The organism is Yoonia sp. 72, from assembly GCF_034652275.1.
Lineage (GTDB): Bacteria > Pseudomonadota > Alphaproteobacteria > Rhodobacterales > Rhodobacteraceae > Yoonia.
Genome location: NZ_JAXIWG010000001.1, coordinates 1,710,513 through 1,730,355, shown reverse-complemented (window position 1 = coordinate 1,730,355; position 19,843 = coordinate 1,710,513). Strand labels below are relative to the sequence as shown.

At 62.4% G+C, this 19,843-nt stretch carries 19 protein-coding genes; 12 read left to right on the top strand and 7 right to left on the bottom strand.

Annotated features, from left to right (window positions below):
* Positions 1 to 46: 46 nt before the first annotated feature.
* Both VCK47_RS08595 and VCK47_RS08590 read left to right on the top strand, forming a co-directional pair.
* Positions 47 to 577 carry an NAD(P)H-dependent oxidoreductase gene (locus tag VCK47_RS08595; RefSeq protein ID WP_322891989.1) on the top strand — a complete coding sequence of 177 codons (531 nt, stop codon included), beginning with the start codon at positions 47 to 49 and terminating at the stop codon, positions 575 to 577.
* A gap of 75 nt (positions 578 to 652) precedes the next feature.
* Complete coding sequence (locus VCK47_RS08590) at positions 653 to 1,036, top strand: hypothetical protein (protein ID WP_322892028.1); 384 nt, start codon at positions 653 to 655, stop codon at positions 1,034 to 1,036.
* 13 nt (positions 1,037 to 1,049) lie between these two features.
* Here VCK47_RS08590 and VCK47_RS08585 read toward each other — a convergent pair whose 3' ends face one another.
* A complete protein-coding gene (locus tag VCK47_RS08585; RefSeq protein ID WP_322891988.1) occupies positions 1,050 to 2,624 on the bottom strand; it encodes a gamma-glutamyltransferase family protein in 1,575 nt (524 codons plus the stop codon).
* Positions 2,625 to 2,751: 127 nt separating this feature from the next.
* Here VCK47_RS08585 and VCK47_RS08580 point away from each other — a divergent pair, with 127 nt between their 5' ends.
* From VCK47_RS08580 to VCK47_RS08550, 7 genes are all read left to right on the top strand, one after another.
* On the top strand, positions 2,752 to 3,912 hold the full coding sequence (locus tag VCK47_RS08580; protein WP_322891987.1) for an acetyl-CoA C-acyltransferase: 1,161 nt from the start codon (positions 2,752 to 2,754) through the stop codon (positions 3,910 to 3,912).
* 90 nt (positions 3,913 to 4,002) lie between these two features.
* Positions 4,003 to 4,455, top strand: a complete 453-nt coding sequence (locus VCK47_RS08575) for a GAF domain-containing protein (protein WP_322891986.1) — start codon at positions 4,003 to 4,005, stop codon at positions 4,453 to 4,455.
* Positions 4,456 to 4,587: 132 nt separating this feature from the next.
* Positions 4,588 to 5,157: an XRE family transcriptional regulator gene (locus tag VCK47_RS08570; protein WP_322891985.1), complete on the top strand. Its 570-nt coding sequence runs from the start codon at positions 4,588 to 4,590 to the stop codon at positions 5,155 to 5,157.
* A 13-nt stretch (positions 5,158 to 5,170) separates the two neighbouring features.
* Positions 5,171 to 7,615 (top strand): FAD-dependent oxidoreductase, encoded by a 2,445-nt coding sequence (locus tag VCK47_RS08565; protein ID WP_322891984.1) that lies wholly within the window; start codon positions 5,171 to 5,173, stop codon positions 7,613 to 7,615.
* On the top strand, positions 7,615 to 8,070 hold the full coding sequence (locus VCK47_RS08560) for a pyridoxamine 5'-phosphate oxidase family protein (protein WP_322892027.1): 456 nt from the start codon (positions 7,615 to 7,617) through the stop codon (positions 8,068 to 8,070). The genes VCK47_RS08565 and VCK47_RS08560 overlap by 1 nt, the downstream gene beginning before the upstream one ends.
* A complete protein-coding gene (locus VCK47_RS08555) occupies positions 8,067 to 8,939 on the top strand; it encodes a homocysteine S-methyltransferase family protein (protein WP_322891983.1) in 873 nt (290 codons plus the stop codon). Before VCK47_RS08560 ends, VCK47_RS08555 begins: the two co-directional genes overlap by 4 nt.
* Positions 8,939 to 11,377: an FAD-dependent oxidoreductase gene (locus VCK47_RS08550; RefSeq protein ID WP_322891982.1), complete on the top strand. Its 2,439-nt coding sequence runs from the start codon at positions 8,939 to 8,941 to the stop codon at positions 11,375 to 11,377. The genes VCK47_RS08555 and VCK47_RS08550 overlap by 1 nt, the downstream gene beginning before the upstream one ends.
* A gap of 40 nt (positions 11,378 to 11,417) precedes the next feature.
* On the opposite strand, the gene VCK47_RS08545 is transcribed toward VCK47_RS08550, so the two are convergent.
* From VCK47_RS08545 to VCK47_RS08535, 3 genes are all read right to left on the bottom strand, one after another.
* Positions 11,418 to 11,924 carry a DUF6653 family protein gene (locus VCK47_RS08545; RefSeq protein WP_322891981.1) on the bottom strand — a complete coding sequence of 169 codons (507 nt, stop codon included), beginning with the start codon at positions 11,922 to 11,924 and terminating at the stop codon, positions 11,418 to 11,420.
* 185 nt (positions 11,925 to 12,109) lie between these two features.
* Positions 12,110 to 13,765 carry a DUF4139 domain-containing protein gene (locus tag VCK47_RS08540; protein ID WP_322891980.1) on the bottom strand — a complete coding sequence of 552 codons (1,656 nt, stop codon included), beginning with the start codon at positions 13,763 to 13,765 and terminating at the stop codon, positions 12,110 to 12,112.
* A 142-nt stretch (positions 13,766 to 13,907) separates the two neighbouring features.
* The gene (locus VCK47_RS08535) at positions 13,908 to 14,930 is read right to left on the bottom strand and encodes an aspartate-semialdehyde dehydrogenase (RefSeq protein WP_322891979.1); all 1,023 of its coding nucleotides are present in this window, start codon (positions 14,928 to 14,930) and stop codon (positions 13,908 to 13,910) included.
* Between the two features lie 118 nt (positions 14,931 to 15,048).
* Here VCK47_RS08535 and VCK47_RS08530 point away from each other — a divergent pair, with 118 nt between their 5' ends.
* Complete coding sequence (locus VCK47_RS08530) at positions 15,049 to 16,335, top strand: Coenzyme F420 hydrogenase/dehydrogenase, beta subunit C-terminal domain (protein WP_322891978.1); 1,287 nt, start codon at positions 15,049 to 15,051, stop codon at positions 16,333 to 16,335.
* On the opposite strand, the gene VCK47_RS08525 is transcribed toward VCK47_RS08530, so the two are convergent.
* Both VCK47_RS08525 and VCK47_RS08520 read right to left on the bottom strand, forming a co-directional pair.
* On the bottom strand, positions 16,246 to 16,782 hold the full coding sequence (locus VCK47_RS08525) for a cyclic nucleotide-binding/CBS domain-containing protein (RefSeq protein ID WP_322891977.1): 537 nt from the start codon (positions 16,780 to 16,782) through the stop codon (positions 16,246 to 16,248). The two genes, VCK47_RS08530 and VCK47_RS08525, sit on opposite strands and share 90 nt — an antisense overlap.
* Before the next feature lie 71 nt (positions 16,783 to 16,853).
* The gene (locus VCK47_RS08520) at positions 16,854 to 17,312 is read right to left on the bottom strand and encodes an Lrp/AsnC family transcriptional regulator (protein ID WP_322891976.1); all 459 of its coding nucleotides are present in this window, start codon (positions 17,310 to 17,312) and stop codon (positions 16,854 to 16,856) included.
* 135 nt (positions 17,313 to 17,447) lie between these two features.
* On the opposite strand from VCK47_RS08520, the gene ald reads away from it, so the two are divergent.
* The gene (gene ald / locus VCK47_RS08515; protein ID WP_322891975.1) at positions 17,448 to 18,566 is read left to right on the top strand and encodes an alanine dehydrogenase; all 1,119 of its coding nucleotides are present in this window, start codon (positions 17,448 to 17,450) and stop codon (positions 18,564 to 18,566) included.
* Between the two features lie 36 nt (positions 18,567 to 18,602).
* Here ald and mscL read toward each other — a convergent pair whose 3' ends face one another.
* Complete coding sequence (mscL, locus tag VCK47_RS08510) at positions 18,603 to 18,989, bottom strand: large conductance mechanosensitive channel protein MscL (RefSeq protein WP_322891974.1); 387 nt, start codon at positions 18,987 to 18,989, stop codon at positions 18,603 to 18,605.
* A 153-nt stretch (positions 18,990 to 19,142) separates the two neighbouring features.
* Here mscL and VCK47_RS08505 point away from each other — a divergent pair, with 153 nt between their 5' ends.
* Entirely contained in the window at positions 19,143 to 19,838 is a 696-nt protein-coding gene (locus VCK47_RS08505) for a glutathione S-transferase family protein (protein WP_322891973.1), read from the top strand.
* Positions 19,839 to 19,843 lie beyond the last annotated feature (5 nt).

Below are 19,843 nucleotides of genomic sequence, written 5' to 3'. Positions count from 1 at the left end.
CGCACATTCGGGTTAGGTTCAGCCCCGAACAAGGAAAGACGGACAGATGACGACACTTCTGGGAATATCGGGGTCGCTGCGCAAGGCTTCGACTAACACCATGCTGATGCGCAACGCGGCCGAAATTTTTGGCCCCGACACCTTTGTCGAAGGCAACATCCGCTTTCCGCTGTATGACGGTGATCTGGAAGAGGCCGAGGGTATCCCCGCCGCCGTCCAGACTCTTGCCGACCAGATTGCCGCCGCCGATGCGGTGATCATTTCGACACCCGAATACAACAAGGCGATATCAGGGGCGCTGAAAAACGCGCTCGACTGGGTCAGCCGCACCAAGGGTGGCGTCTGGAAGAACAAGCCGCTGGCGATCATGTCGGCCACTGGCGGGCGGGCAGGGGGCGAGCGGTCGCAGTTTTCGCTGCGTTTGGCGATGATGCCGTTCCGCCCGCATATCCTGCAGGGGCCAGAGGTGCTGGTCGCCAATTCGTCCAAGGAGTTCGACGAGAACGGTAAGCTGACCGGCGAGATGTATATCAAGCTTCTGACCGAACTGATGGGCGATCTGCGCGCGCTGACATAACTTGCGCCAGAACACTGGCAATCGGGCATCGCGTTGCCTACATCGGCCAGAACCGCAACAAGGGGTGCAAGTGTGATGGGTGCAGGCGGCAGTGACGGCGGAACCACACAGTTTCTGGTGGGTCTGATCATGATGATCGGCGGCGGCTACCTGCTGCTGAACGGCATCGTCGTGCGCCCAAGTCTGGGCGGCCGCATCTTCGGCGTTGGCGGCATGCCGGTGACATCGGGCATGATCCTGATCCCGCTGATGTTCGGCATCGGGCTGATTTTCTACAACGCCAAAAGCTGGTTGGGCTGGATCATCGCAGGGGCGTCGCTGATCGCGCTGGTCTTTGGCGTGATCGCGAATACGACCGTGCAATTCGCGCGGCTCAGCGTGTTCGATCTGCTGGTCATCCTGATCCTGCTGGTGGGCGGTCTGGGCCTGTTCCTGCGCAGCTTGCGCAAGTCAGGCTGACCGCCCCCGCCAATCAGTAGCCAAGCGCGCAGCCATCCTTGCGCGGGTCGCTGCCCCCTTCGAGCACGCCATCCGCATGAATCAGGATCGCCTGTGATCCGCCAATCGCGGTGTCGGCTGTCTGGACGTTGTGGCCCATCGCGCCCAGCTCGGATTTGACAGCATCGCTATAGCCGTTCTCGACCTGCAACACATCGCCTTCGGCAAAGCTGCGCGGTGCATCCATCGCGGCCTGTGGCGACATCCCGAAATCGGTGACGTTCGACACGAACCGCGCATGGCCCGTCGCCTGATACTGCCCGCCCATAACGCCGAAGGGCATCATGACCTTGCCGTCCTTTTTCAGCATCGCCGGAATGATCGTGTGCATCGGGCGTTTGCCGCCGCCCACCTCGTTCGGGTGCCCCTGTTCCAGCGTAAAGCCCGCGCCACGGTTGTGGAACAGGATGCCGAACTTGTCCGACGCGATGCCCGACCCGAAGGAATGGAACACCGAATAGATCAGCGACACGGCCATCCGGTCCTTGTCGACGACGGTGATATAGATCGTGTCCTTATGCACCGCCTCTGCCCCCGGCAATCCGGCAGGCAGGGCGCGTTTGGGGTCGATCAGCGCCGCTAGCTTTGCCGCCGTGTCGGGCGAAGTCATGAAATCCAGCCGCGTCATGTAATCGGGATCGGCCATGAAACGGTTGCGTGTGTCATAGGCAAGCTTGGTCGCCTCGGCCTCGATATGCGCGCGCTCGGCCCCCCACGGGTCCATCGCGGCGATGTCGAACTGTTTGAGGATATTGAGCAGCAAGATCGCGGTGGCGCCTTGCCCGTTCGGCGGATGCTCGCACAGCTCCAGCCCACCATAACCGCCCGTGATCGGATCGGTGTAATCGCAGGCGGTGGCAGCAAAATCCTCCAGCGTATGGGTACCACCCTGCGCACGCAGGGCGGCGACCATATCCTCGGCCACCTCGCCTTCGTAGAAACCTGCGCGGCCTTCCAGCGCGACGCGGCGCAAGGCCTCTGCCTGACGGGGGGCGGCAAAGACCTGACCGGGGCGCGGCGGCTTGCCGTCCAGCAGGAACAGATCGCGCGCTGTGCCCGACAGGTTGCCATCGGCCTTGGCCCAGTCGGACGCGACACGTTCCGCCACAGGCACACCCGTTTCGGCATAATGGATCGCGGGGGCGAGCACGGCCTTCAGCCCCAGCTTGCCCCAGTCCTTGGACAAACGGCAAAAGGCATCGACCGCCCCCGGCACGCTGACGGCATCGGCAGTATAGGGGGCGATCACCGGCCCCTTGGCGCGCAGGGCCCCCGCGTCGATGCCCGCAGGCGCGCGGCCCGACCCGTTCAGCGCCAGCACGCGGTCTTCGCCGGGCGGGGTGAAAAGCACAAAGCAATCACCGCCGATGCCGGTCATCTGCGGTTCGCAAATCCCCAGCAGCACCGCCCCCGCGATGGCCGCATCCATGGCATTGCCGCCTGATTCCAGCATCTGCACGGCGACCTTGGCCGCCAGCGGATGGGACGTGGCGCACATGCCGTTGGTGGCGTAAACGGCCGACCGGCCCGGTTTGTGGAAATCGCGCATCTGCTGTCCTCCCCTGCGATACAGTGGCGACCCTACGACAATCGCGGGCGGCTGCAACGGCAAACTGGGGGGTTTTCCTTTGGACCCTGCGGGCATAGTTTCGGGGCAATCAAGGAAAGGTTCACCTATGCAGGATGTCGTGATCACCGGGGCTGCGCGGACGGCGATGGGCGGCTTTCAAGGCGTTTTCGCCGATGTCGACGCGCCTACGTTGGGCGGTGCCGCGATCCGCGCGGCGCTGGACAACGCAGGTGTCGCCACGGTGGACGAGGTACTGATGGGTTGCGTCCTGCCTGCGGGGTTGGGGCAAGCCCCGGCACGACAGGCCGCTTTTTTGGGCGGCCTCGGTGAAGAGGTGCCTGCCACCACGCTTAACAAGATGTGCGGGTCCGGCATGAAGGCCGCGATGATGGCCTATGACCAGATCGCCGCAGGTGGTGCCGATGTGATGATCGCGGGCGGCATGGAAAGCATGACCAACGCCCCGTACCTGATGCCCAAAATGCGCGGCGGCGCGCGGATCGGGCACGCGCAGGTCATCGACAGCATGTTCCTTGACGGGCTGGAAGACGCCTATGACAAAGGCCGCCTGATGGGCACATTCGCCGAAGATTGCGCCACGACCTATCAATTCACCCGCGCTGCACAGGACGATTATGCGCTGCAATCGCTCTCGAACGCGCTGGCGGCCCAAGACAGCGGCGCATTCGAGGGCGAAATCACGCCCATGACGCTGAAAACCCGCGCAGGCGAGGTCAGGATCACCGCCGACGAACAACCCGCCAAGGCGCGGCCCGAAAAGATCCCGACCCTCAAACCCGCCTTCCGCGACGGTGGCACGGTGACAGCAGCCAATGCGTCGAGCATTTCCGACGGAGCCGCCGCCCTTGTGGTGGCGCGGGCCGACCGCGCCACCACCATCCGCGCGCGGATCATGGGCCATGCCAGCCATGCGCAAGCGCCCGGTCTGTTCACCACCGCCCCGGTGCCTGCCGCGCAAAAACTGCTGGCGCGCCTTGGCTGGTCCACTGATGACGTCGATCTGTGGGAAGTGAACGAAGCCTTCGCCGTGGTCCCCATGGCCTTTATGCGCGAGATGAATATTCCCCGCGACAAGGTCAACGTGAACGGCGGCGCCTGCGCTTTGGGCCATCCCATCGGGGCGTCGGGTGCGCGGATCATCGTGACCTTGCTGAACGCGCTGGAAACCCGCGGGTTGCGGCGCGGCATTGCCGCCATCTGCATCGGCGGCGGCGAAGGCACGGCGATTGCCATCGAACGCCCCTGACATCATCGTTCGAGCTCAAATATCCTCCGGGGGACATGCCGCAGGCATGGGGGGTGGAAAACCCCCTGAAACATCAAATCAGGACACATAATGCGCGTCGATTACCCTACATTGCACAAAACCATCGCGGCCCTGACCGAGGGCGAAGCCGACAGCGTGGCCTTGATGGCCACAGTCGCCTGCGAGGTTCACCACAGCGACGACCGGTTCGACTGGACAGGGTTTTACCGCGTGGTCGCACCCGAACTTCTCAAGATCGGGCCCTATCAGGGTGGGCATGGCTGCCTTGTGATCCCGTTTGCGCGCGGCGTCTGCGGTGCGGCGGCGCGCACGGGCAAGGTGCAGCTGGTGCCCGATGTCGATGCCTTTCCCGGCCATATCGCCTGTGCCAGCAGCACACGGTCGGAGATCGTCCTGCCGGTTTTCGATGCCAATGGCGCGCTGATCGGCGTGTTCGACATCGACAGCGACCAGCCAGATGCCTTTACCCAAGCCGATGCCGATGCCCTGACCGATATCCTGCACAGCGTGTTTGCACGCTGAGGCATTTGTCGCGGCCAAGGCCGCGCCAAGCCTCCGGCGGGGATATTTTGGCTCGGAAGATGTCGGGGACCGGCGCTTTTCTGGCGCAAACGGGGGATGCAGACGGGTGAAAACCCCCTAGCGTGAAAATTGATGGAAGATTTTCACGCCTCCTCTCCGTTTGACCTGCAAGGGGCCGATCTGCGCGCCCTGCGCAAGGCGCGCGGGCTGACGCTGACCGCCTTGGCGGAACGTGTCGGCAGGTCGGTCGGTTGGCTGAGCCAGGTCGAACGGGACATGTCGAGTGCCAGCGTCGATGATATCGCAGCACTTGCGCGGGTGCTTGATGTGGCCACGACAAGTCTGCTGGCTTTGGGTGGCGGGCAAGAGGCAGGCAGGATCGTGCGCGCGGACAATCGCCGCCCGATCGGCAACCGCAACCCCGGCCTGACCGAAGGCTTGCTGTCGCCCGATCTGACCGATGATTTCGAGGTGATCCATTCCCGCTTTACCCCCGGTGCGCAGCTAGACCATGCCGTCAGCCGCCCGACGCAGGAGGTGGGCTTTGTCGTGGCCGGACGCTTCGATCTGTGGATCGATGGCACGTTGTTCCATCTGAATGCTGGCGACAGTTTCCGGCTGCGCGGCGATCTGTTCCGTTGGGCCAATCCCTATCCCGAAACCTGCGAGATCATCTGGGTGATCTCTCCGCCTGTGTATTAGAAAGGCAGCGTTCATGTCCGATTTTCTGACTTCGGCCCGTGTGGTCATCATCGGTGGTGGCGTGGTTGGGGTTTCGACGCTGTACCATCTGGCCAAGAAAGGCTGGACCGATTGCGTTTTGCTGGAAAAGAACGAACTTACGGCGGGGTCCACATGGCATGCGGCAGGCAATTGTCCGTCCTTCAGCACGTCATGGGCGGTGATGAACATGCAGCGGTATTCGCTGTCGCTTTATAAACGGTTGGCGGCCGAGGTCGATTATCCGATGAATTACCACGTCACGGGATCAATCCGGCTGGCGCATTCCAAGGAGCGGATGCAGGAATTCGCCCGTGCCCGCGCAATGGGGAATTACCAAGGCTTGAACCTTGCGCTGATGACGCCCGAGGAGGCGCAGGCGGCCTATCCGTTCCTTGAAACGCATGATCTGGCGGGCGCGCTTTATGATCCCGACGATGGCGATATCGATCCCGCGCAGTTGACCCAAGCACTGGCCAAGGGCGCGCGGCAGATGGGCGCGCGCATCGAACGGTTCTGTCCTGCGACAGGTGTGACGCAGACGCCCGATGGCTGGATTGTGCATACCGACAAGGGCGATATCGCCTGCGAAAAGGTGGTGAATGCCGCAGGCTATTACGCCCAGCGCGTCGGCGAATGGTTCAAGCCTTATGGCGGGCGTACCGTGCCGATGGTGACCATGTCGCACCAGTATTTCCTGACCGATGAAATCCCCGCGCTGGCCGAATGGACCGCCGCCAACGGCCGCAAGGTGCCTTTGCTGCGCGATGTGGACAGCAGCTATTACCTGCGGCAGGACAAGAACGGCCTCAACCTCGGCCCCTACGAGCGCAATTGCCGTGCGCATTGGGTGACACCCGATGATCCGCAGCCCGATGATTTCAGTTTCCAGCTTTACCCCGACGATTTGGACCGTCTGGAATGGTATATCGAGGATGCGATGGCCCGCGTCCCGATCCTTGGCACCGCAGGGGTGGGGCGTGTCATCAACGGCCCAATCCCCTATGCGCCCGATGGTCTGCCGCTGCTTGGCCCTATGCCGGGCGTCAAGAATGCCTTTGAGGCTTGCGTCTTTACCTTTGGCATCACCCAAGGCGGTGGTGCGGGCAAGGTCGCGGCGGAATGGATCGTCGATGGCCAGCCGGAATGGGACATGTGGTCTTGCGATCCGCGCCGGTACACAGGCTATACCGATCAGGATTACTGCCACGCCAAGGCGATTGAGACCTATGGCCATGAATATGCGATGCATTTTCCCTATCACGCCTGGCCCGCAGGCCGTGACAAGCGCCTGTCGCCCTTGCACGACCGGATCAAGGCGCTGGGCGGCGTCATGGGCGCCTATAATGGTTGGGAACGCGCCAATTGGTTCGCGAAATCCGGCGACGTTCTGTCCGAGGACGCGACCCAGACATGGGGCCGCGCTGGTCCGTGGCAGCCGCGCATCGCCGCCGAATGTGCCGCCGTGCGCGACCATGCGGGTGTCATTGCGATTTCCGGTTTCACCCGTCTGGCTGTGACAGGTCCGGGTGCGCGGGCGCATGTGGACCGGCTGACCGCCTCGACCCTGCCCAAACCGGGGCGTGTGGGGCTGGCCTATTTCCCTGATGATCGGGGCCGTATCCTGACGGAAATGTCGGTGATCCCGCAAAGCGATGATGAGATCTGGCTGATCACCGCCTCGGTCGCCGAGTGGCACGACCGCGATGTGCTGCTGCGCGATCTGCCCGAGGGTGTCACCGTCCACGACCGCAGCGACAAATACGAATGCCTGCTGGTCACAGGGCCAAAGGCGCGCGAGATTCTGACGCCGCTGACCGATGCCGACCTGACACTGCCGTGGCTGTCGTTCCAGAATGCCGAGGTCTGCGGCAAACCTTGCAACCTGCTGCGCGTGTCCTTTGCAGGCGAACTGGGTTGGGAGGTGCATTGCGCCAACGCCGATGCGCCTGCCATCTATGACGCGATCCTTGCGGGCGGGGCCGTGCCATTTGGCATGTTCGCGCTGAACGCCTTGCGGGTCGAAAAAGGCTATCGCGCGTGGAAAGGCGATTTGTCGACGGATTATTCCCTGCTCGAAGGCGGGCTTGACCGTTTCATCAATTTCGACAAACCCGATTTCGTCGGCAAACCTGCCTTGCTTGCTGAAAAACAGCGCGGCGTGACCAAGCGGTTCGCCACATTGGTGCTGGACGAGGCAGGCGATCACGACGCGCCTTACATGTCCACGATCTGGGCTGATGGTCAGGTTGTGGGTGAAGCCACCTCTGGCGCCTTCGGCTATCGCGTGGGCAAATCCATCGCCCTTGGCATGTTGCGGGCCGATCTGGCGGTAGCAGGCACCAAGGTCGAGATCGACATCTACGGCGCGCGTGTCGCGGCGACGGTGCAGGCGGACCAGCCGCTCTGGGATGCTGCCAACGCAAGGATCAGGGCGTGATGCTGGACCAGCGGATGCAGGACCTGATCGCGACCTTTCCCTTGGGGTTCGTGGCCAGCGTCACGCCGGATGGCGCGCCTGCCGTGTCGCCTAAGGGGACCTTTGTGGTGCTGGACCCAGAAACCATCGCCTTTGCCGATATCCGCTCGCCCGCGACACGGCGCAATCTGGCCGCCGATCCGCGCGTCGAGGTGAATTTCATCGACCCTTTCGCGCGCAAGGCTGTGCGGGTGACAGGGCAGGCGGTGATCCACCCCAAGGGCAGCGACAGGTTCGCCACCCTGCTGCCGCGCTGGGCCGATCTGTTCGGCGATCTGGCGCGCCGCATCGGTGCGCTGGTCGAGATCAGGGTGACGAAAGCCGCGCTGATCTGGACCCCGCCTTATGATGACGGCGCGACCGAGGAGGCGATGATCGCACACTACAAAACCCGCTTTGCAAAGGTACATCCATGACGAAAATCACGCTTCTTGACGGTGGGATGGGGCAGGAGCTGATCCGCCGGTCAGGCGAGGCGCCGACGCCACTCTGGTCGACGCAGGTCATGATCGACCATCCGGGGCTGGTGGCGCAGGTGCATGCCGATTACCGCGCGGCGGGGGCCACGGTGCATACCACCAACAGCTATGCCGTGCACCGCGACCGGCTGGAAGGAACCGGATACGAGGATCAGTTCGAAGCCCTGATCGCCGCCGCCGTGGAAGAGGCGCAGGGCACAGGCCGTATTGCGGGGTCGATCGGGCCCCTGATCGCAAGCTACCGGCCCGACATCCACCCCGCGCATGATGTCGCTGTCCCGCTTTATGCCGAGGTGGCGACTTTGCTTGCGCCCGGAGTCGACCTGCTGCTTTGCGAAACCGTAGCCTCCGTCGCCCATGCCCGTGCTGTGCTGGCGGCGACCCTGCCATTGGGCAAACCTGTCTGGCTGTCGGTGACCATTGATGACGAGGACGGCAGCCGCCTGCGCTCGGGCGAGCCTGTGGCCGATGTGCTGGAGGCGGCGCAGGGCGCAAGCGCGCTGCTGGCGAACTGTTCCGCGCCAGAGGCGATGGCCGCCGCTATGGCCGCATTTGCCAAAGGCGATCTGCCGTTCGGGGCCTATGCCAACGGGTTCACGCAGATCACCAAGGATTTCCTGAAAAACAAACCCACGGTGGATTCCCTGTCCGCCCGCCGCGATCTTGGGCCCGAGGCCTATGCCCATTTCGCGCTGGGCTGGATCGACCAAGGGGCCACCATCGTCGGTGGCTGCTGCGAGGTCGGCCCCGCCCATATCGCGCGACTGGCGCAGGCGATCGCTGACGCCGGACATGAGGTGATTTGATGCTGCCCAAACATGCGCGTGTGGTGATTATCGGTGGCGGCGTCATCGGCTGTTCGGTCGCCTATCACCTGACCAAACTGGGCTGGCAGGATGTCGTCCTGCTGGAACGCAAGCAACTTACCTCTGGCACCACGTGGCACGCTGCAGGGCTGATCGGGCAGTTGCGGGCGACCGCCAACATGACGCGGCTCGCCAATTACAGCCAGCAGCTTTACGGCGGGCTGGAGGCCGAAACGGGCATCGCCACGGGGTTCCGGCGCGTGGGGTCGATCACCGTTGCACTCACGGACGAGCGGCGCGAGGAACTTTACCGTTCCGCCGGAATGGCGCGCGCCTTTGGCGTCGAGATCGAGGAGATTTCGCCGACCGAGGTCAAGAACCGCTATGATCATCTGAACATCGACGGGGTGACGGCGGGCGTCTTTCTGCCAAAGGACGGCCAAGGCGACCCCGCCAATATCGCACTGGCGCTAGCCAAAGGCGCGCGGATGCGTGGCGCAGTTGTGGCCGAACAGACCAAAGTGACCAAGATCAACCGCACAGGGCGGCGCGTCACGTCGGTGGATTGGGCCAGCGGCGATGAGCAGGGTCAGATCACCTGCGATATGGTCGTGAATTGCGCAGGTATGTGGGGCCATCAGGTGGGTCGCATGGCGGGCGTCAACGTCCCGCTGCATGCCTGCGAACATTTCTATATCGTGTCCGAACCGATCCCCGGCCTGACGCAAATGCCCGTGCTGCGCGTGCCCGACGAATGCGCCTATTACAAGGAAGACGCAGGCAAGATGATGCTGGGCGCGTTCGAGCCGAACGCGAAACCCTGGGGCATGGCGGGCATTTCCGAGGATTTCGAATTCGACCAACTGCCCGAGGATTTCGACCATTTCGAGCCGATCCTCGAGATGGCCGTGAACCGGATGCCGATGCTGGCCAGCGCGGGGATACATACGTTCTTCAACGGGCCGGAAAGCTTTACACCCGACGACGCCTATCATCTGGGCCTTGCGCCAGAGATGGACAACGTCTGGGTCGCCGCCGGCTTCAATTCCATCGGCATCCAGTCGGCGGGTGGTGCTGGCATGGCGCTATCGCAATGGATGGATGCGGGCGAAAAGCCCTTTGATCTGGGCGATGTCGATATTTCCCGCATGCAGCCGTTTCAGGGCAACAAGACCTATCTGTATGAGAGGTCCAAGGAAACGCTGGGCCTGCTTTATGCTGACCATTTCCCTTACCGCCAGAAAGCCACCGCGCGCGGGATCAGGCGGACGCCGTTTCACGCTCAACTTCTGCAACATGGCGCTGTCATGGGCGAACTGGCAGGGTGGGAGAGGGCGAATTGGTATGCCACGCTGGGGCAGGTCCCGGCCTACGCCTATTCCTGGCAGCGGCAGAATTTCTTTGGCAATGTGGGTGCAGAACTGGCTGCCGTGCGCGGTAATGTCGGCATGTATGACATGTCGTCCTTTGGCAAGATCAGGGTCGAAGGGCGCGATGCCTGCGCTTTCCTCAACCATATTTGCGGCGCGCAGATGGATGTGGCTGTCGGGCGCATTGTTTATACCCAGTTTCTGAATACCAAGGCAGGAATCGAGGCGGATGTGACCGTCACCCGCCTGTCGGAAACCGCCTATCTGGTCGTGACCCCTGCCGCGACGCGGCTGGCCGACCAGACATGGATGCAGCGGCATCTTGGCGATTACACCGCTGTGATCACCGATGTGACGGCGGGCGAAGGCGTGCTGGCCGTCATGGGGCCGAACAGCCGTGCGTTGCTGCAAAAGGTCTCGCCCAACGATTTTTCCAACGATCACAACCCCTTCGGCACCGCGCAGGACATCGAGATCGGCATGGCGCTCGCCCGTGTGCATCGCGTGTCCTATGTGGGCGAATTGGGCTGGGAGGTTTACGTCAGCGCGGATATGTGCGGCCATGTGTTCGAGGTGCTGCACGCCGCAGGGCAGGACATGGGGCTGAAACTGTGCGGGATGCATATGATGGATGCTGCGCGGATGGAAAAGGGTTTCCGCCATTTCGGCCATGACATCACCTGCGAAGATCATGTGCTGGAGGCGGGCCTTGGCTTTGCCGTCAAGACCGACAAGCCCGCCTTCATCGGGCGCGACGCGGTGCTGCGCAAGCGCGACGCAGGGCTGGAGAGGCGGTTGTTGCAGTTCAAACTGACTGATCCCGCGCCGCTGCTTTATCACAACGAACCTGTCCTGCGGGATGGCAAGGTCGTCGGGCACCTGACTTCGGGCGGATACGGGCACCATGTCGGCGCGGCCTTGGGCATGGGCTATGTCCCCTGCGCCGGCGAAAGCGTGGATGACCTTCTGGCCAGCCGGTACGAGATTGACGTGATGGGGGTCAGGGTCATGGCCCAAGCGCAGATGAAGCCGTTTTACGATCCGACAGGGGCGCGGGTAAGGGGGTGATGCCTGATAAGGCGACAAGGATAAGAAATCGGACTGTACACTAATCCGATAAATCCAGTTTGTCTGACCCGCCTGTCTCTGAGTATATCCACACCATCCTGTCAAGGATCCACAACTTGGACAGCATCGTCACCGCAAGTCCGGTCATCGTGAGCGTCAGATTCAACATCACCAAGCCAGCAAACAAAAGAACTGCGCCCACAGTTGCCGCGGCAACCAATGTCCGCACGATGGGGGCGTGATGGGCAAGTGCCGGATTCTGGCTGCGCGCCAGCCAGATACGCTCGCCTGTCACGCCCATCGACATCCAGTTGTCCACCGATGCAGGTGGCGGGAAAACGCGCGGGTTAAGCCATGTCCATAGCAGCACAACGCTCAGCGGAACCAACGCCCACCACCCGATCCAGATCCTGCTCCAGACCGCGAGGGCCAGCAACGGCAGGATCGAGACGCGTGACCAGCCGCTCCATGGATTAGTATGGCGCACCCAGACGTCATCATTCATCGTCATCAGCCACTGGGATGCGCGGCCCAAGTCAATCGGCATGGGAATTGACCCTCTCGTTGCTTGCCCGACGGCACCGCCCTTTATGGTCGACGAGGCCCGCTTGACCGTCAACCTGCTTTTCAGGCTGATCCAGGTTGGATGCCAGCCGCCGCCTTAACTGGTCAGTCTTGCGTGATTACGTCACACGACGGTCCTGCGGCCAGCCTTACGCCTTTCCAAATCCCTTACCGCAGGACGAACCCGCTGGGCCAGCGCAGGGTCGTTTCCATGACAACCTCCTGCTCGGCCCCCGCAGGCACGCTGAGGTCCCATTCCACGATACCGCGTGCGCCATCAGGGTCGCGGCGCGTGGCCTCTGGCGTGGCGGCCAGGCTGACCTGCAGATCGTCCTGTTCGGAATAGGGGACAGCATCGCGCAGCAGCACGTCCCAATCCTGCCCTGTCAGGTTTTCCACCGTCAGGACCGTGCGTTCGACCAGCTGGTTGGACGATGAAAACACGCCCCTGTCGCCTGTCGACCGGTTGGGCGTGATCCGAGTGAGGCGCAAGCCATCCAGCGGGCCAAAGCCCACGTCCAGATCGGCCCCTGCCGCCAGCAGAGGCAGGTGGCTGAACCCGATCATCGTGCCGTCCGCATGCAGCATCGCGCGACCGGGCAGCAGGATTTCGTCGGTGGTGTTGGTGAACTCGGCCATGCGATAGGCATTGGCATCGGTCATCGGTGTTGCTTCGGCCCAGACATCGGCGTCAAAGGACAACTGGTCCAGCGGCAGGCGCAGATCCTCGACCCCGTTGCGGATATCGACGCGGTTTGGATAGACATACGTCACCGCCGCACCACTGAAATCGGCTTGCGCAGTGACAGGAGCCGCTTCCATCATCATCATCGGGGCGGGCATCACCGCAGTGTTGCGCTGCAAGGTCATCGCGTCGGCAGCAAAGCCTTCTGCGCGTTCCCGTTCCAGCGCGTCTTCGGAGATGATGCGCCGCAGCTCTGCCCAAGCCCCGCCAGGTGCGATCTGTTCGCCGGGGCGCGCGGTGGACAGGATCAACTGCACGCCGAGCCAGTCCTGACCCGTGGCCTGACTGATGACGACCGCGCGGTCGATGTCCAACTGCGGATCGTCGCCCGTGGTCAGGCGCAGGTCATAAACAGGCGACCAGTTGGCAAAACCTTCGGTCGTGTCGATTTCCAGCGTGACCTCGCCCGCCTCTGTGGCATCGAGCGTGAAGGTCAGGACGGACCCTTGATCTTCGGGGGCCAGCAAAGCTGCCAAGGCACGGCGGGCATCGTCGAGCGCATCGGCGTCGTCTTCGCGGGCACGGATGGCCGCCTGCGCTTCCTGCTCGGCATCGAATGCGGCGGTGCGCAGCGCCAGCGTTTCCGACCCGACCATCTGTGCAAGGGCCTGTACGTCGGCAATCGTGGTCAGCGTTTCGCCCGCGCTGGCCTGTCCAAGGCTTTGCAGAAAGGCGATCTGGTCCTCGGCGGCCTGCGCGCGCAGGCGGATCGCGGCAATAGCGACATCGCTTTCGCGCAGCACCTCTTCCAGACGCTCGACCTCTGCGCGGGCGGCGACGATGGCGGGGCTGGACTGGTCGGGCGTCACGGGCAGGCGGTCAAAGGCAAGGTTGACCGCGCCCAGCCTGACCGGTCCCGGCACAGCGATGCGCAGGCCATCTGCGGACAGGTTCCGCGGCAGGCCCGGGATGATGATGTCATGCTGGCCAGCAGGCAGATCGAGTGTGACCAGCCGCGTGACGGTCGTAAGACCGGGGTAGATCGTGACGGTATCGACACGCGCCTGTCCGGTGATCGTATCGGCAAAGGCGGGTGCGGTCAGGGCAAGCAGGCTCGTGGTCAAGAAAAGGCGGATCATCGCAAATCTCCTATGCGTTTGCGTACCTTATACAGGGTGCGGCGGCCTGTCGCATGTCCTGAAATCAACCATCGGCAGAAATCACCGCATAAAAAAAAGAGGCGCTGAAACAGCGCCTCTTTCATTTAGATCCGTCAGGCGATCAGCCTTTTTTCAGACATTCGCGGCCCAGAACTTCGGCAATCTGCACGGCGTTCAGCGCGGCACCCTTGCGCAGGTTGTCGGATACGCACCACAGGTTAAGCCCGTTGTCGATCGTGCTGTCCTGCCGGATGCGGCTGATAAAGGTCGCGTAATCGCCCACGCATTCGATCGGGGTGACGTAGCCGCCGTCCTCGCGCTTGTCGATCACCATGATGCCGGGGCTTTCGCGCAGGATGTCGCGGGCTTCGTGTTCGTCAAGGAAATCCTCGAATTCGATATTGATCGATTCCGAATGACCGACGAACACCGGCACGCGCACGCAGGTGGCCGTGACCTTGATCGCGGGATCGAGGATTTTCTTCGTTTCGGCGACCATCTTCCATTCTTCCTTGGTCGATCCGTCGTCAAGGAACACATCGATATGGGGGATCACGTTGAAGGCGATCTGCTTGGTGAATTTCTTTGGCGGCTTGCTGTCGGTGGGGTTGTAGATGCTTTTGGTCTGGTCCCACAGCTCGTCAATGCCTTCCTTGCCGGCACCCGACACGGATTGATAGGTGCTGACAACGACCCGCTTGATCCGCGCGCGGTCATGCAGCGGCTTGAGCGCGACAACCATCTGGGCGGTCGAACAGTTCGGGTTCGCGATGATGTTCTTCTTGGAATAGCCGTGGATCGCCTGCGCGTTCACTTCGGGCACGATCAGCGGCACATCGGCGTCATAGCGATAAAGCGAGGAGTTATCGATCACGACACATCCAGCCTTGGCGGCCTTGGGCGCATAGGTCTTGGTCGCCTCGGACCCGACGGCGAACAGCGCGATATCCCAGCCGGTGAAATCGAAGGTCTCAAGATCCTTGGTCTTGAGGGTGGTATCGCCAAAGCTGACTTCGGTGCCCAGCGACCGGCGGCTGGCAAGTGCGACGATTTCATCCACCGGAAAGGTCCGTTCGTGGAGGATGTTCAGCATTTCGCGGCCCACGTTGCCCGTGGCGCCGACAACGGCGATTCGATAGCCCATTTGGCTCGCTCCTTGTTTGCAAGTGCTGCCTCTTACCGCGTCAGTTCCCTAAGGAAAAGGCCCGTTGCCAAGTGTAAATCAAACTGGACAGTGGGGCAGGGCAGGGTAAGGTCGCGACATGACGATCAGCACGCCCGATTTCGCCCAACCGGCCCCGCGCGGGCTTTGCACCGATTGCGGCGTGTCGCGGATGGCGGACGCCAGCGCCTGTGGGCGGGCCTGCCAGTTCATCAAGCCCGATTATCCGGGGTTAGAGGCTCGCGTGCATGGGCGCAGCGCTGGCACCGATGGGGACGAGGCATTTTTCGGCGTCACGGGGGCGATGTATCGCGCGGCCCTGACGCCTGCACGCGAGGGCGCGCAATGGACCGGCCTGACGACGCGGCTGGCGGAACGCCTGCTGGAAACGGGGGCTGTCGATGCGGTGCTGACCATGGTGCCGGACCCCGCCGACCGCTGGCGCCCGCGTCCCGCGATCATCACCAAGGCCGCTGACATGGCCGAGGCGCGGGGGATGCGCATGGGCTATGCGCCGCTGCTTGCCCTGCTGGAACCGGCGCGCGCGGCGGGGCATCGGCGGATCGCCGTGATCGGGATTCCCTGCCAGATCTATGCCTTGCGCGCGCTTGAAGCGCAGTTGGGCTTCGCGCGGATCTATGTCATCGGCACGCCCTGTTCGGACAACACCACGACCGAGAATTTCCACGGCTTTCTGGCCCGCCTGACGGATGCGCCCGACACCGTGACCTATCTGGAATTCCGCGCTGATTATCACGTGGAATTGCGCTTTACCGATGGCAGCAAGCGCCTGATCCCGTTCCTGAAACTGCCAATCTCGGACCTGCCGCGCGATTTTTTCCCAACCACCTGCCGGACCTGCGTGGATTACACCAACCGGCTGGCCGATATCACCGTGGGCTATATGGCGGGCGAGGGCGAGCAATGGCTGATCATCCGCAATGCACGCGGGCAAGAGATGCTGGATGGCTTGGGCGCAGAGGTGACGCTGGCCGCGCCCGGATCTCGCGGCAAGCGGGCGGGCGCCGTCAAAGGCTTTGTCGAAAACACACGGTTGGCGGCGGGTGGCCTGCCGCTCCGCCGGATGCCCGATTTCATGCGCGGGATCATGGGATGGCTGATGCCCAAGATCGGCCCGCGCGGGCTGGAATTCGCCCGTGCGCGGGTCGAGATGAAGGCCGCCGAAACCATCCTGCACCTGCGCCGCGAAGAACCGGCCAAGATGAAGAACATGGTCCCTGCCCATGTCTGGAACCTTGCCGCCCCTTACGGCCTGACGCCCGAAGCGGGCGAGCGGTCAGCCCACCCCCAACACGATGATCATCAGCAGCGAATAGAGCGCGATGCCGCCACCGATCAGCAGATAGTGGAAATTGCCCGCGAATGACGCCTTGGCCATGCTGGTCATCTGGCCGATCAGGTCGGGCCAAGTGTAGCTGACGAAATCGCCTTGGGTGAACACGGCCTTGATCCGGCCGTCGTCATCGACGACGGGAAGGCGGCGGAACCGTTCGTTGCTCATGATGCGCAGCCAGTCCAGCATGTCGTCGGTTTCCTTGGCCATGCGGGGGTTGCTGGTCATGATGTCGGACAGTTTCGTGGTCTTGGGGTCCAGCCCTTTGGCCACCAGCTTGTTCATGATGTCCCGTTCGGTCACCACGCCGATGACCTTTTCGGCCGCGTCTGTGATGATGACGCAGCCGTAATTCTTGTCGGACATCTGCGCCACCGCCGCGGCCACGGTCGCATCAGGGCTGCTTGTCAGGGGCTTGGGCTTGCCGGGATATTCGCGGCGGTCCATAAGGCGGCCACCGGGGCGTATGTTATCGGCCATCAGCTGATCCTTTCGGGTTCAGGGTTTCCACACCAGAAGGATAGGGCGCATTGCCGCTGCGTCAAAATCGCCTAGACGGGCAGGGCCGTCGTCTGGCGCACGTTGCGCAGCGCGAATGACGATTGCATCTGCGCCACGCCGGGCAGGGTCGCCAGATGCTTGCGGTGAATGCGGGCGAAATCCTCGGTGTCGCCGGCCACGACCTTGAGAAGGTAATCCGCCGTGCCCGCCATCAGATGACATTCCAGCACGTCGGGCACTTTGGCCACGGCCTTTTCGAAGGCGTCAAGCAGCTCGTCCGCCTGACCGCTGAGCGTGATTTCGACGAAAACGGTCGTAGGTCGCCCCATTTTGCGCGGGTCGAGCAGGGCAACATATTCGCGGATATATCCGTCCTTTTCCAGCCGCTGCACCCGCCTGTGACAGGCCGAGGGCGACAGGTTCGCCACCTCTGACAGGTCCGCGTTGGAGATGCGGCCCGATTTCTGCAGAACCGCGAGGATTCGGCGGTCGATGCTGTCGAGGTCCATGGCGTGCAAGATCCTTTCGTGAAATGAATGTTTGACGGATGATCCTAGCGCGAAACATGCTCTAACCCAAGGCAGGATTCCAAGAAATTGCGGCCACACGCCTTCAGGGTAGTGGCATATTATGGGAGGTTCACAATGCTGATCGGCTGTCCAAAAGAAATCAAACCACAGGAATTTCGTGTCGGGGTCACACCTGATGCCGCACAAGAGGCTGTCGCGCATGGCCACACGGTCATGATCGAGACCGGCGCAGGCGTCGGCGCGGGGTTCAGCGATGACGATTACATCGCTGTGGGTGCGCAGATCGCGACAACAGCGGCGGATATATTCGCCAGCGCCGACATGATCGTGAAGGTCAAGGAACCGCAGGCGGTGGAACGCAAGATGCTGCGGAAGGGGCAGATCCTGTTCACCTACCTGCATCTGGCCCCCGACCCAGATCAGACGCGCGACCTGATGGCATCCGGTGCGACCTGCATCGCCTATGAAACCGTCACCGATGATCGTGGCGGGTTGCCCTTGCTGGCGCCCATGTCCGAGGTCGCAGGCCGGCTTGCCCCGCAGGTGGGCGCATGGACCTTGCAAAAGGCCAATGGCGGGCGCGGCGTTTTGATGGGCGGTGTGCCGGGTGTGGCACCTGCCCGCGTCGTCGTGATCGGTGGCGGTGTGGTGGGTACACATGCCGCGCGGATCGCGGCAGGCATGGGCGCGGATGTAACCGTGCTGGACCGGTCGCTGCCGCGCCTGCGCTATCTTGATGATGCGTTCGCAGGCCAGTTCAAGACCAGCTATGCGAGCAAAGCGAATACTATCGCGCTCGCCCGCGAAGCTGACATGATCATCGGGGCCGTGCTGATCCCCGGTGCTGCGGCACCCAAGTTGATTTCACGCGCCCAACTGGCAGAACTGAAACCGGGGTCCGTACTGGTCGATGTGGCCATCGACCAGGGTGGATGTTTCGAGACATCCCGCGCCACGACGCATCAGGACCCGATCTATGATGTGGACGGGATCATGCATTACTGCGTGGCGAATATGCCGGGGGCGGTGGCGCGCACATCGACCATCGCGCTGGGCAATGCGACAATGCCCTTCATGCTGGCCTTGGCCGACAAGGGCTGGCGCAAGGCCTGCGAGGATGATCCGCACCTGCTGGCCGGGCTGAATGTGCATGCAGGCCGGTTGACCTATTATGCCGTGGGTAAAGCCCTGGGGATTGACGTGCTGGCGCCTGCTTTGGCGCTCAAGGCATAATGAAAAAGGCCCGCTGCAAGGCGGGCCTTTCCCGGATTATGGCCGCTTGGCCAATGCGTCGCGGATGTCGATCAGGATATCGAGTTCGGACGGGCCGGTCTTGACCTCTGGCGCGACATCATCGGGCTTTTCCGCGATGGATTTTACGCGGTTGACCGCCTTCACCAGCATGAACACCACAAAGGCGATGATCAGGAAATTGATCAGCGCGGTGATGAAATTGCCGTACATGAACTGCGCATCGCCCACGCCAAAGCTGAGACCGCTAAAGTCGATCCCGCCGATGATCAGGCCGATCAGTGGCTGGATCAGGTCCTCGACCAGACTGCTGACGATCGCGGTAAAGGCCGCGCCGATGATGATACCGACGGCCAGGTCCATGACGCTGCCCTTGGCGATAAAATCCTTGAATTCTTGAATCATAGTTGTTCCCTCATGTTGTCCCCCTGCGCCCCGGTCTTGTGCCGGCTGCGCGGTTGCGCACATCTTTAGCAACATTAACAAACATGAACACGGGTTTTTTCAACGTGGTGACGTGCTTAGGTCAGACGGGTAACCCGCGAAAGGAACCGCCTCATGTCCGACCTGTCCTCATTCCCGATCACCGCGCGCTGGCCTGCCAAGGACCCGTCTGTGATCCAGCTGTATTCCTACCCCACGCCCAATGGCGTGAAGGTGTCCATCGCGCTGGAGGAAATGGGGCTGGCCTATGAACCCCATCTGGTGACGCTCAAGGGTGCGGATGTCAAAAGCCCCGAGTTTTTGTCGCTGAACCCCAACAACAAGATTCCCGCGATCATCGACCCGAACGGTCCCGAAGGCCCGCTTGCCTTGTTCGAAAGCGGGGCGATCCTGCTGTATCTGGCCGAAAAAACTGGCAAGTTCATCGGCAAAACCGCTGCCGACAAGCACCACATCACGCAATGGCTGATGTTCCAGATGGGCGGCGTCGGGCCGATGTTCGGGCAGATGGGCTTTTTCTTCAAATTCGCCGGTGCCCAGATCGAGGATGACCGCCCCCGCGACCGCTACCGCGACGAGGCGATCCGCCTGCTGGCCGTGATCGAAAAACAGCTCGAAGGGCAGGACTGGATCGCAGGCGACTATTCCATCGCGGATATGGCCTTGGCACCGTGGATCAATGCGCTGGAGTTTTACGGCACCAAGGATGTGGTCGGCTATCACGACCTGAAAAACGTGCCCGCCTATGTGGAAAGGTTCTACGCCCGCCCTGCCGTCGCCAATGCCAAGTCGATCCCCGCGACGTCGTAGGCCGG